The sequence below is a fragment of the Niabella hirudinis genome, assembly GCF_051201075.1.
GTDB lineage: Bacteria > Bacteroidota > Bacteroidia > Chitinophagales > Chitinophagaceae > Niabella > Niabella hirudinis.
Window position 1 is genome coordinate 56,312 of the sequence record NZ_JBPEHJ010000003.1, and the last position, 13,134, is coordinate 69,445.

14 protein-coding genes are annotated in these 13,134 nt (G+C 42.6%); 1 reads left to right on the plus strand and 13 read right to left on the minus strand.

The window, feature by feature from the left end; translation table 11 throughout:
* Complete coding sequence (locus GGU45_RS06845; protein WP_435223232.1) at positions 1-1,128, minus strand: lysophospholipid acyltransferase family protein; 1,128 nt, start codon at positions 1,126-1,128, stop codon at positions 1-3.
* A gap of 780 nt (positions 1,129-1,908) precedes the next feature.
* On the opposite strand from GGU45_RS06845, the gene GGU45_RS06850 reads away from it, so the two are divergent.
* Positions 1,909-2,577, plus strand: a complete 669-nt coding sequence (locus tag GGU45_RS06850; protein WP_435223234.1) for a LuxR C-terminal-related transcriptional regulator — start codon at positions 1,909-1,911, stop codon at positions 2,575-2,577.
* Between the two features lie 155 nt (positions 2,578-2,732).
* Here GGU45_RS06850 and GGU45_RS06855 read toward each other — a convergent pair whose 3' ends face one another.
* The 12 genes from GGU45_RS06855 to GGU45_RS06910 all read right to left on the minus strand — a co-directional run bounded on the left by GGU45_RS06855 (position 2,733) and on the right by GGU45_RS06910 (position 13,133).
* Positions 2,733-3,260 carry a hypothetical protein gene (locus GGU45_RS06855; protein ID WP_435223236.1) on the minus strand — a complete coding sequence of 176 codons (528 nt, stop codon included), beginning with the start codon at positions 3,258-3,260 and terminating at the stop codon, positions 2,733-2,735.
* Positions 3,250-3,648, minus strand: coding sequence for a fibronectin type III domain-containing protein (locus tag GGU45_RS06860; RefSeq protein WP_435223237.1), 399 nt, complete (start codon positions 3,646-3,648; stop codon positions 3,250-3,252). The genes GGU45_RS06855 and GGU45_RS06860 overlap by 11 nt, the downstream gene beginning before the upstream one ends.
* Complete coding sequence (locus GGU45_RS06865) at positions 3,645-4,181, minus strand: hypothetical protein (RefSeq protein ID WP_435223239.1); 537 nt, start codon at positions 4,179-4,181, stop codon at positions 3,645-3,647. Before GGU45_RS06865 ends, GGU45_RS06860 begins: the two co-directional genes overlap by 4 nt.
* Positions 4,178-5,398, minus strand: a complete 1,221-nt coding sequence (locus GGU45_RS06870; RefSeq protein ID WP_435223241.1) for a hypothetical protein — start codon at positions 5,396-5,398, stop codon at positions 4,178-4,180. The genes GGU45_RS06865 and GGU45_RS06870 overlap by 4 nt, the downstream gene beginning before the upstream one ends.
* A 3-nt stretch (positions 5,399-5,401) precedes the next feature.
* Complete coding sequence (locus GGU45_RS06875; protein ID WP_435223243.1) at positions 5,402-7,342, minus strand: type II secretion system protein GspD; 1,941 nt, start codon at positions 7,340-7,342, stop codon at positions 5,402-5,404.
* A gap of 19 nt (positions 7,343-7,361) precedes the next feature.
* Entirely contained in the window at positions 7,362-8,786 is a 1,425-nt protein-coding gene (locus tag GGU45_RS06880; RefSeq protein WP_435223245.1) for a GspE/PulE family protein, read from the minus strand.
* Entirely contained in the window at positions 8,783-9,367 is a 585-nt protein-coding gene (locus GGU45_RS06885; protein WP_435223247.1) for a hypothetical protein, read from the minus strand. Before GGU45_RS06885 ends, GGU45_RS06880 begins: the two co-directional genes overlap by 4 nt.
* Positions 9,327-9,752, minus strand: coding sequence for a prepilin-type N-terminal cleavage/methylation domain-containing protein (locus tag GGU45_RS06890; RefSeq protein ID WP_435223249.1), 426 nt, complete (start codon positions 9,750-9,752; stop codon positions 9,327-9,329). The genes GGU45_RS06885 and GGU45_RS06890 overlap by 41 nt, the downstream gene beginning before the upstream one ends.
* 39 nt (positions 9,753-9,791) lie before the next feature.
* Positions 9,792-10,247, minus strand: a complete 456-nt coding sequence (locus GGU45_RS06895; RefSeq protein ID WP_435223251.1) for a hypothetical protein — start codon at positions 10,245-10,247, stop codon at positions 9,792-9,794.
* A 20-nt stretch (positions 10,248-10,267) separates the two neighbouring features.
* Positions 10,268-10,936: a hypothetical protein gene (locus GGU45_RS06900; protein WP_435223252.1), complete on the minus strand. Its 669-nt coding sequence runs from the start codon at positions 10,934-10,936 to the stop codon at positions 10,268-10,270.
* A gap of 61 nt (positions 10,937-10,997) precedes the next feature.
* On the minus strand, positions 10,998-12,068 hold the full coding sequence (locus tag GGU45_RS06905) for a hypothetical protein (RefSeq protein ID WP_435223254.1): 1,071 nt from the start codon (positions 12,066-12,068) through the stop codon (positions 10,998-11,000).
* Between the two features lie 663 nt (positions 12,069-12,731).
* A complete protein-coding gene (locus GGU45_RS06910; protein ID WP_435223256.1) occupies positions 12,732-13,133 on the minus strand; it encodes a hypothetical protein in 402 nt (133 codons plus the stop codon).
* Position 13,134: the final 1 nt, after the last annotated feature.

Consider the following 13,134-nt stretch of genomic DNA (forward strand, 5'->3'; position numbering starts at 1 on the left):
TTATGCGATTATTAATGCATTGTGTTTAAACAACTCAGAAAGCAAATTTAAGTCAATTGATGATCTATTTATGGGACAATCCATGGCATTTTCAAGCAAATTATAAACAACCATATTGACCGAATACGACATATAGCTTGCCTTGTTAAAAAGGTAATAATGCCCTTTTGTTTTGAATAATCCAAACTGTTCTTTGTTGAAAATCAGTTTATCAGAAGGGTCCAGCATATTAATATTATGTTGAGACTGCTGAGGATTAATAATTTTGGCGGATTTATGAAGGTAAATCCAACCCTCCCATTGTTCAGGGTATCGTCGGATAAATGGTTCGAAACTACCATAGAGATTTGTAATGAGTTCGTAGGCAAATGCATCACGACTCTGATTCTCATTCGGCGCTATTGCTTTAAAGAAGTGTAAAACTATACTTTTCAATGAATTGCGGTAACAAATCACCGGAAGCACTGGCCGGTTTGAAGCATGTGCCAAAAAGCCAACACCGCGACGTACAGATATTTGCTGATTTAAAAATGGAACTGTGATGTAGCTTTCCTTTTGAACACCGTTACTGATAGAACCAGTATTACCATCAATATAAATAACGAGACTATTTCCTTTTTTTAAATCCCTAAGCATCTGTATAGCAGCAGATGGAGCTTCTGCATCGATAACATTGAAACTCGCATTTCCACGGCCAGAAACCTGGTTAAACAATTCTGTAAAAGACGCTCCTTGACTTTCCAATACACTTTTCGCAATAACTAGCGAAAAGGATACTCCTTGCTCAGCGAGTAGCAGATTAATCAATCTATAGGAGCCTAGATGAAAAGTACATATAATTGCCGGGTCTCTTTTTAACTGGTTCCACGTCCCGGGTTCCAAGTTCTTTATTTCAGTATTGTCTAAAATATCCTTCCGGCCCTGCTCCAATAGACTTAGCTTTTGATGAAACAGAATTTCTTTAAATAGAATCTCGTGCCTTTCTGTTTTAATATCCGGCAAGTAATTAAATAGCCCCGCACTCACAATATTAAATTGAGCCGCAAGCTTATCATTCTTTCTTATTTCTAGCTTCTTATACTTTTCATAAAGGCGATCAGCGTTTTTGTAATAACTATCCTTATCCATAATTCTTTATGAAGAAAGAGTTTGGTTTTGTAAGGGAATAAGGTCCCTTTTTAAATTCCTCCAAAGCAGGATGATGTTTCCACTTCTCCGGATTGTTCTAATTCAAATAGGCTAAGAGCGTTTCCAAAAATAACAGCTAAGCTTTCCATGGCATTTGTTTTTTTAGTGTTGGCAGATAAATTAACTCTTCAAACTTCTACATAATGACAACCTTAAAAAAACAGATTATGTGAACGTTCACTTGCTCTATGTATACGCTTCTTTATGGGGATGAAGAAGTTCTTTTCACTCCTTTAAAAAGCCACTGAGAGAATTCTAAACCTGAAGAACAACTGTTGCAATTTCCGCTTACTTGAACGTTCGCATATAGAAAATCTCCGTTTGCATAATACTTTTTCTTAGAAAAAGGTTTTTGTATAGATTAACGACTGAATTTATAATAGCCCTGCTTATGAAAAGAACATTATTGCGAACTATTAAAAAATCGCCTATTGGCCCTTCTAACCCAGTAGGAATGCATTTGTCGCTCCTTTCTGAGATTAATTTTGAAATAGGCTGGCCTTCCTACCGGCCGCGATTTCATATGCCATCTCATTCACCCCCATTCATATTGGCTAAATGATATTTATTGCCGAGCTTATAGAATTTCCCATTACCAAAAAGCGCCATTTACCGCTATTAAATAACATAAGCCCTCGCCAACCGTCTCTTAATTCATGATTCAAGAGATCGGAATAGCTATATCTTTTAATTTTTACTCACCCGATAAACATAGCTGCTATGAATACGACTTTACAATTGTTGATTATTGAAGATCATTATATTATGAGAGTTGGACTTAAATATACCATCCATAACTTTGGATTTGGTCACGACATACAAATTTTGGATTCAAAATCCATTGAAGAAATCAAAACCTTTCTCGCAGAGAACGCACATAAAATCGTCATCGTTGATTCAACGTTTTTTGCTAATCAATCCAAGATGTTTCTTTCTTATACTAAAAGCGATACAGCCAGGACCTCTGTTTTAGTTCTATATGAAAACTCCGATTTTGTTGACTATAACGTCACAGTTCGATTTGACAATATCGTATATATTTCAAAAAATGCACATCCCCAGGAATTGAAGCTTGCACTTAATAAATTAAAAAGAGGAGAGTCATATTGTTCGAATCCGATAAGTAATATGGTTGATCTATCCCTTACCACGGATCATCTCAAAGATTTAAATCTAACAAAAAGAGAAAAAGAGGTACTCGCCCTAGTGTTGAAGAATATGACTTCACGTGAAATCTCAGAAACAATGTTCCTAAGTCAGAGGACAATAGAAACTCATCGATACAACTTACTAAAAAAACTAAAGGAATCTCATATCTACGAAAATAATTCTGAGTACTTATATTCGATATTCACAAACAATGACACAATGCTACAACGTCGTTCATAGACTTCTAGTATTGGTTTATTTTTTAGCAGAAACAGCAGTTCTTAGTTCCTCCAAGATAGATTGAGCAGATGTAAAGAAAAACTCTTGATACAGTGATATAACCTAGGCAACATAACATACCTTTTTAAGATATAGATGGCAGTTTTTGTACAAACTCAGCCGCCTATTTGATAATCCAGCTTCTTTCCATTATGTTGTACAGTTATTTTTTGATCAGAGATCTCCAATACTTTGGTTTTGTTATCAATTTGGTCATTCACTCCTACACTCATGCTGCGGCCATTCATTGTTATCATGGCCGTTTTTCTTCTTGTTTGCGGATTGTAAATATAGCCGGCATATTTGATTTCCGGGGGTGGCAAAGGGGAAACAATTGCGGGAACCACTGTTGGCAATGAAGGTGTTGTTATATCATCTTTACTGGTCATTTGTTCAGAAGGCTCAATTTCTGTTTCATCTTCGACCTCCTCGAATGCCAGTTCATTACTAAATGGATCAGGGTACTGCATGGAGCTAAGAACATACGTGGTAAGTGTATCCTCGGGTTGAGGTGGTTTTGCCTTTGTAGCCACCGGCGGCGGATCATCACCCGCTAATCCCTTGATCACTTTGTAAATGATCAGTCCCCAGATCAGCGCTACCAGGCCGATCAGCAGGTATTTCATATTGGGATTATTCTTCAAGGGCTTGATTGTTTTGTATAAAGAACATCCAGGGTTTACTATACGGACTCACCGTGTTTTTGCCGATGGCACGCACGCGCCACTGGTATTTTTTACCCCACTCCAGTGCAGTGATCCGGATACTATTTCCGCTGGTGATGGTATCCTTTACCAGCTTTGCCAGGGAATCAAATTTAGGCTGAGCTACCTGTACCTGGTAATCGGCCGGTTGCTGAAGCGGCGTCCAGCTCAACTGCACCAGGGTGTCGGCCAGCAACATACTGTCTGCCGGCGACGCCAGTTTTACCGTATAAGATGAGTAATCATCATCAAAGATTTCTTCGCAGGAAGCCGATGCGACGAGCAATCCCGCCAGTAAAGCACCTATTATGATACCGCTGTTTTTCATTTTTTATTCACTACGTTTTGAATATATAAACTGCAATTCAACACCTCACTGTCGCCCTCCTTTATGTGCTGATATTTTATGGATGCGATCCGGCATAACTGCTCCTGTTGTTCCAGCTGGAAGGTCAATTGCAGGATCTTATGAAACGTTCCCTCCACCGTTACCACACGGGTCCAGATATCCTGGGCACTTGTTCCCAGCGGCTTGTACTCTTTAAACTGCAGGCCCAGTTCATCACACCGGCTGTTGATTGATGCAAGAATGGCGCCATCCAGCCGGGAGCTGTCTACCAGGTATTGTTTTTGCCAGCGATCGACCGCCTCCTGTTTATTCTCAAATACCAGCATACTGTCTGCCATCAGTGCACCCTGTTGCTGCAGCCGCTGATTTTTGTGGTAATCACTGATCACGGCGGCCGTTTTCCGGAATCCCATGAGGTAACAAAGCAACAACAGCGGAGCCGCCGACCATAGCAGCCGCTGCAAACGTTTCCGATATGGAACAGTTGGTTTTATGTTCATTTCTTTGCTCATGGCTGTATAGTAATTTCCAGGGTAAAAACCGCCGCCAGCAGGTCCCTCTTGTATAAATAATTATTGATGGTGGCCGATTGCACACCCTGGATGTTCCGAACAGCGCGGCTGAAGATCTCTAAGTCGGTGGGGTCTGTTGAAGTTCCTTGTATGATAATCTTATTCTGTGCGAAGACAAAATCCCCCATTCCCACCGTTTCCTGCATCGGCGCTGTTTGTAGCAAAGAAAAGCGTACCGTTTCGGGAGCCAGCGCGGCGATACGATCCGCATAATACCCATGCCGGGTATTTTTGTTCCACCCGGCGTTTATGAAAAAAACATAGGAAGAGTCAGACCGACCTTTTGCCAGCAGACTTTGCTGCGTTGCCGCCTGTACAAGACCGGCCTGCAGTGTCAATGTTTTATTCTTCCCAAAATAGTGATTGAACACAAAAAAATTACCCAGCAGCAATACCAGCAGTACGGCCAACACCGTCCATTTGGTGAAATGAAATAATTTATAGTATTTATAGTTCTCCCCAGCAGCCACTACCGCTTCTGTAACAATACTTCCTTCTAATTGATCTACCGGCTTTAATAATGCCTGCAATACTGCTCCCAGTGGATTCATACTGTAGGCAGCATATTTTTCACCACCCACTGACAGTGTTACCATACCAGCATCGTTGCGAGGTCCATAGTCGATCGCCTGGATTGCCTGCTGTGCAATCGTTACTGAATATGCAGGTGCGGTTATCACCAGCTCCGGTTCCTCAACAAAAGGCAGTGCTTTTAATAAAGGCTCCAGTCCAATATTCACAGATACCGGCATCAGGCCGGCAGCCTTCAAGGTATCCAATACCTGTGCAACCAGTGTCTTACGGCAAATAAAATGATATTGCCCGGCTACTCCGGCTGGGCTGGTGACGGCAAAAAAATCAGACGGATTGGACCCGGGGAACAACTGGTTCACCAGGTTACTCACCGGGTCTGCCGTTTGGCGCATTAGGATGCCTTTTCCATTGATCACCAGTACCAGGGGCGTCTGCTTGGGTAATTGGTCCTTTAGTACCTTCGGCTCTACGACTCCTTTATACTCCGCAACTTTCCTTAGCTTTTTATCAATAAATTTCACATAAACACCGTTGAACTGCCACTTATCATCCGCTCCAATGTGCAGCTCAATGCCAACGGCTTCCTTGATGGTAATGATGGTATCTTTAAGCTTTCGAAACATGAATCAATTATAAACAATGGTGGGTTTAATAAAGACCACGGACACTACTTTTACATTTTTCCGGTTGCGCGAACTAAACAACCATTTTAACACAGGGATCCGTCCCAGCAGGGGAATGCCGTCATAACTATCGCCTTTCTCGGTACGTTCGATTCCCCCCAACAACACCATATCATCATTTTTTACCCGGATGATCGACTTAAACTTACTGGTCGCCGTGGGAGGCGGCTCATCAATCTTGGTATCTGCCGTGAAATTGGAAATATCCATTTCCATATTTAAGGTTACATCCTCATCCGCCGATACAAAGGGGGTAATCTTTAATTCAAGGTTGGCTTCTACAGAATTGAATTGCTTTGTGGAAACGATCGTTGGATTTAAAGAACCCAGGGTATTTTGTGTAGATACTTCGTAGTATCTCGTATTTCCGATACTCAAAGATGCGGCGTGCCCATTTAGGGTGGAAAGCTTCGGCGTCTGCCGCATCTCCACATTCTGGCGGTTTTCTATCGCCTGCAACTGCAGGTAAAAATTAGGGGTGACATGCCCTAGATTAAACACATTGTTCAATCCGATCTTGTCAATGATATTATTAATAGTCCGGGAACCTAGTGTAAAATCTAGCCCGCCTCCCAATAGGTTACCACCCGTACGCATGCTGTCCGAAATGCCCGCTTTTAATCCCGCCTTTACTACGGAGCCTTTATTGATGTCCATAATGATCACTTCAATAGTGATCAGTGGTACCTTACGGTCCAGTTGCTTGACCAGTTGTTCAACTTTATTGAGCTGCGGTTCGGGACCGGTGGCAAGGAAGGCGTTCAGCTCTTTAAACTCTTTTACGGAGATATCTTTTTTGAGATCATCCGGCAGAAAATGCACCAATGAATCTACCGAGCGATGGTGCAACTGGATGAGGCGTTGGCCTCGAATGCCCTCAAAATTCTTTTCGCCAATCATATAGATACCGTCCTGCTGCGAAAAGGAATAAGGTGTTCCCAGCAGAATCTTTTGCAGCACCTCTGCATAGCGCAGGTTATGGGCTTCCGCCGTTACATTGCCATTCAACTCCGCATAAATAAAGTATGGCACCCCGGCCTGGGCAGAAAGGTTTTTTACCAGGTCTTTGAGTGGGGTGTTTACGGCACTTACATTCAGTAGTTTTTCATTTCCCACCTGGCTGGCATCGATCGACATCCGGCCAGGTGCATTTTTATCACCGGTGCCTGTCTTCCGGGCAATGGTATATCCATCCGTTGCCTGCTTTGTATTTTTGAGCACGTATTCCTCATCATCCTGCAGGGCATCCAGGATAAAATTATCCCCGTCGCCGGAGGTCATTTTAATACGGTTGGATACGGCGATCTTCCCCAGGGCTTCCCCCACCGGCAGATCTTTTACAAAGCCGGATACCAGTTTATTGATGGAGGCCGGCATTACTGCAATATTTACCCCTGTTAACTGCGTGATCTTTTTGGTAACATCATAGAGCGTATCATTGGAAAGATCCAGCGAGAGCAGCTTTGTAGCTGCATTATAGTCCGCCTTTATAACCCTGGGCGGCGGTGGCAGATCGAGCTTCGGATCGCGGTAATTCCGTACATTAATGATCGTTCCCTGGAAATCATAGGCCAGGCTGTACTGGTCTGCTATAAATACCAACACATCCCGTACCAGGGTGTTGGAAAAATGATTGGTCATTTTCTTATTGACATCCGGCGCTATATTGATGTTGAGCTTATAGGACTGGGCCAGTCCACGCATAAAATCAGCAATGGAAATATCGGCTACATCCATCTGGATGGGCTGGTTCAGTCCTGGCAGGTCTGCAGACAGCGTAGTAAGGATATTGCGCAACTGCATCATCCGGTCCTGCTGGGCCATCGCTCCCCGGGGCAGGCACCAGCCCGTCAACAATACAATGATCAAATAGTACTTTTTCATAAACGTTTCTCCAGGGCGCTCAGTTCAGCAGCATGGGATACACTTCCTCCAGGGAGGTTTCTCCCGTCTTTAGTAACTCAAAAGCGTTATCCGCTAATGTTTTTATTTGTTTTGTTTTTAAAAGATCATCCACCCGCGAACTGCCCTTTTTTATTTCATCCGCCAGCTCAGCATCTACAGGAATAACTTCATAAATGGCCTTACGTCTGCGGTACCCCGTATTATAACAATGACTACAGCCTCCCGGTACCCAGTGAGTTTGCAGTGCCTCCGGCGGCCGGTAATTTTTGGGGAAGAAAGAAGGCAAAAAGGGTTCTTCCCGTTTGCAATCCGGACAGAGCAAACGCACCAATCGCTGCGCAACTGATGTATTAAGTGTATTTGCGATTAGGAAGGAAGGTATGTTCATATCGATCAGTCGGGACACCGTACCCCAGGCCGAGTTGGTATGAATGGTGGAAAGTACGAGATGCCCCGTCAACGCGGCCCGTATGGCCATATTGGCGGTTTCCGCATCCCGGATCTCTCCCAGCATGATCACATCTGGGTCCTGCCGCAAGAAGGTGCGTAATGCCACTGAAAAGCTCAGCCCGATATTTTCTTTTACCTGTACCTGGTTGATCCCTTTGAGCGTGTACTCGATCGGATCCTCGATGGTCAGGATATTTTTGGTGGAAAGGTTCAGCAGTTTCAGCGTGGCATAAAGCGTGGTGGTTTTACCTGACCCCGTAGGACCGCTGATCAGCACAATGCCATAGGGCTTTTTTAATCCTTCGAGATAGTTAGTTAAATCATTTTCCGAAAAGCCCAGGGTTTCCAGCCGGATATCGGTGGCATCATTGCTGAGCAACCGCAGCACTACTTTTTCGCCATGCAGGGTGGGCACGATCGAAACCCGGATATCAAATTTATCATTGTCTTTCTGGAAGAAGATCCGGCCATCCTGGGGCAGCCTTTTTTCTGCGATATCCAGGTTGGCGCTGATCTTGATCTTGTTGATAAGAGCGGGATATTGCTTTTTCTCGATCAGGTAACGCAATACCAGCAATCCATCTACCCGGATACGTACACGGCAATCATTTTCATACGTTTCAATATGAATATCACTGCTCTTCAGGCTTTTAGCCTCCGCGATCAGGTCGTTTAAAAAATGATCGGGGTGACCGGTATAAAAATTATGCTGCCCGCGCCGGTCGACCGTATCCTTTTTAGCATACGCGGCGCCGATCTTTTGGGTAAGCTCCGTGGTAACCAACTTTTCAAAACGTATAGGGTAACCGGTGATCCATTCCAGCTCTTCCTGATGCTGATTCAGCGTCGATTCTGCCGCTGACGCATCCGCCCATAGCAATAACACACCGTTTTCGAAGCCAGCAAATGCCGTATGGTATTTCCAGGCCAGCTCCGGAGTGATCAGCTTTGATATGTCGGCTGTCGAATTCATAATGACAGATAGAGTGCTGTTAACAGAAGCGGTTCTTCAAAAAAGTTATAGTGAAACCCAAGCTGGTTCGCCAGGAGCAGAAGACCTAGCAGCAGAGCCTGCATACCTGCCAACGGTATGGTGACCCCTAGCTGATTCCGGCTTCCCGCAAGATGAACAGCCCCGTACACCACCAGGATAACCAAAAACGAACCGATCATCCACGAGATAAAATTAACGGGGGTAAAGAGCGGCGCGGTACCCAACCAGAACAGCAAATCGCCCATTCCCAGCTTGGTACTGAAAATCTCCCGCAAAGAAATACCCTTCCGCACTTTAAAATAGCCCCATAGCGTCGCCATTAAGAGCAGCAGCAGGCACCCATTGATGAGCATGTTTGAAACCAGCAGGTCGGCCGGGGCACGTAATACGGCATAAAAAACCACCGCCGCAGCCAGCAGCAGATAGTAATACCCCTCAATGGCCCTGAACCGGAAATCCCGGACCGCCATTGCCGCAAAAACGGCCGTTAATAAAATCAGGCTCAGAAGTTGCATAGCGTTAGTCCGGAACGGTTTCCACCAATTTTTTGTTGTGATCAATTTCCCATTGGTTAAACGTGCCATCCCCGTCGAAATCCACCACCGCCGTGGCCCGGGCCTTAAACCCCTTGGGAGAGGCATCCATAATTTCTATTTTGTAATTGGCCTGTCCGCCATTGGTCGTCAGCTGCTGCTGCTCAAAGGAAATGGCGTTCAGGTCATTGGTATAAACAGAGTTTTCGAAAAAATAAGACCGTTCCAGGGTATACACATGCTCCAGCTGCAGTTTGGCTTCCGTGCTCTTGGCCTTGGAGATCAGAGGCATCAAACTGGGCAGGGCCAATAGCACCAGGATGCCGATAATGATTAAAACCACGAGCACCTCAGTAAGAGTGAATGCAGCGTGGTTTTTGAATACAAGGGCGCGATTCTTTTTTAAATACATGTCAGTAAGAGCAACTTATTTGAACAATACAACCACCAACTATTCTTTTTTCTTCGGACCCAACGGATTAATTAAATTCATTTTACTTCTTGAATAAATTTGATACTGTTTCTCTGTTAAAACCGATTTATAAAGATTATCCCGGCCTTTTTCTATTCGCTGCAATTCCCTTCCCACGATGGCTCTGCTCGTATCAGACTTGAAAGCGAGAGCTTTCTGTTGTTCAATTCCGGCATTAATATTAATAATATCTGCCCGTTGGGTTTGGCTCAAACCCAGACTATCAGTCATTTTATCAGCAATCTTTTTCGACCGGTCCATTCGGAGTTCATTGCTCTTTTTTTCACGTAACTGTTGAGCCTGAGCTTGTCGTTGTGGCGTAATTTTGGAAGGCTTGGCCGATGATTTCGTCTGAGATGTCTTTGGTGGTGCTTGCTGACAAAGTCCCGCAAAACTTAAAAAAACAAAAGATGTAATTAAAATAACAAATTTCATGGTATATTTTTTTTTAAAAATCAGTAATAACAGGGGCTATAATTCATTTCCTCATAGTCATAGGACCAATAACCATCACTCCATTCATAATGATATGTGCATCGATACATACCATAGCTATAATCATAATAAGAGTTGGTATAAACTTTATATCCCGTCTCACAATAGCCGTAAACACAGCGATATTCAGGCCCATTAGATTCACAAGTGGAATAGGAGCAAGAAGAAGGAAGGGGACAAGAATTTGTGTCATAATAATCCAAGATCCATTGAGTCTGATTATAGGTAGCACTTCCCGGATTACTATCAACTTGCTCGGTTTCAACATACCCTGTATTATTGTAACTTCCATCAACCTGGCAACGCCAATTCCCAGTATTTACCCAATTCGGAGGAAGAGGACAAGAAGTTGTGCTATAACCACTTAAAACCCATCTTACCTGATTATAAGTACTACTGCTTGCATTATTGTCACGTTCCTCCCGTTCAATATTTCCATTATTTACGTTATTACTGTTCACTGCACATCGTGTATTACCCGTAAATGTCCATTGCGCAACGGTTGAAGAAGTAGTTCCTTGCCGATTGGTTCTATTCCCAGCGTTATCATAGGTGTATTTGACAATATTCTGAGAGAAGGCCCCCAGTGTTATCAAAAACAGTCCTAATAATATGATTATCTTTTTCATAATTGCAATTAAATTTATCTGGTGATGTTATCTAAAAAATGCGAGGCTTACATTGAGTAGGTTACAATTCCGGTGTACCTGTGTCGCCGTTTACTTTGGTCGCCTCGGCGTTGACCCCTTTGTTTCTGTAATTGTTAAGACCCAAGACATACCTCTCGTCAAAAGGATTCTGCGCATTCCACTCCTCAAAGCGACTTCCAACAGTCCCTCTCCAAAAAACACCGTTATTTTTTCTAACTTCCGGATCTAAATATTTAGAGAACACCAGGTTATTACCATAGGCTTCAACCGCCCGAAGCATCCCATCCTGGTAAAGGTAAAGTTCATTCGCAGAGGCAATTGCCCACACATTTTGAGTTGGGACTAGTGTGCTATCCTCAATGGTGAATGAGTTAATCTCAACCGTTTTGTGGCTGGTATCAGTTCTTAAGTAGAAGTGATCAAATGACGGCTTGCCCTTTTTAAAATCATCGTAGCTTAGATATATTCCCGTTGGAAAAACACCCTTGCTGATAAATGTATACTTTTCCTTTTCTCGTTTTAGTAATTCCTCCACCGATATTCCTTTTGCGATCTCTTTAGTCACAACTCCTGTTGCGCTGGATGTAACTGCTGCTACGATAGAGGAACTAAGCAGCGCCGTTGCATTCTTTATATTTGATCCATTTTCCGTAGATAGATAATCCACCTCCTTTGTTTGCGTGTAACTATTGGTTGCCGCCTGACTTTCATATAGAACACCCTTTATCCTTGCAAAAATGCCGGAACTAGTGTAGCCAACACCGACATCATGCACGATCAATATTCCCTGAACTCCTTTGCTCGCAAAAAAGCTATTTAGGTTTTCTCCTACGCAAGCTTCCAAGTACTCTTGTTTATCAACCGGTGATATTAGTGCAATTCTTTCATTTCCCTTTTCAGGCAAGGGGATATATCCTAAGATCAGGGAATCACCTGTTAAATTTACAATTTGAAACGCTTTCACTTTTTCATTTTGAGACGAAGTTCTCTCCCCGGATGTGCCTGCAAGGAGTAATGCTTCCGGCAAGCTCAACGCTTCCCTTTTCTGTTGGCCAAAGGCTCCTCCAGAAAGAAAAAATCCAAGCACCGTAACTATAAGTTTTACTTTCATATTCAAATTATTTTAATGGTTAAACACGGCTTCAAAATTTATAAGATTTGCTTTTAACAACTCGATCGAATTATTCTGAAAATAGCCTTGTAGTTTTTATATACTTTTAAAGCATCCCTTTAAATTTGATCGTTAGTCTTTCAATAATCAAATCTATCACGAGTATATCAATAAAAAAATACGTACCGGTACGTATTTTTGAAGCAAAAATTAATGCTGCCGTTTTAGCAAATCAAGAAATTATAAAAATGGGATATCCACAGGAATTTAACTTTAACAGCTTGAAGAGAATAAACCGAATTTTATACACTCGTTTCTCTTTCCTATTAATCCCTGTGACAATTTTCCATGGATAAAGTTACAGTTGGTAATTACCTTTTTATGGTATCTACGTAGGTAAAGTAATGTTGATTTTAAATCTGTTTTAAGCAGCAGATAAACAGGTTTTGGCCCAGATCATTCATTAAAAAACGGACCTCTGAAAACAAATTTCGCCAATCCAATTGGGATTAGCGAAATGATCAAAAAATTTGTTGATTTCCTCAGCAAAGCTCAACCGGCAAATTAAAAGCTTGGGTATATTCCCCATATAAGGTAAACAGGATCGTCGAAAACATTAAGCTACTACTTTTTAGGGAAAATTTCCACTACAGTTGCAATCTCTTACTCAAGGCCGAGGGGCTCTTTAAAGACATAACTTTTCATATCCGAAAAATCGATCAAGGTTGTTGTTTCTGGTATGTAAATAAAGTAATGCTTTTTATCTCCAAGGGTGTAATTTCCACCATAACGTACACCGGCAATTTTTTGCTGGAAATGTTTCTTTACTGTTGATTTCGCAATCCGATCCCTAAATAAGTTCAAATCAACACTGATCACCTTTGCTGAACTGGGAGAGTGTTGCGATAGCTTATAAACATGATTTGACAAACTAGTTGAACTCCCATTGGTTTTATCGAATTGATAAATCTTAACATCTGAAATTTGGCTACTATACGCTCCTAAGTTAACAGAGCGGCAGGACATTAAAATTCCCAAAAAACATAAAAAACTTCTAACTCCCATC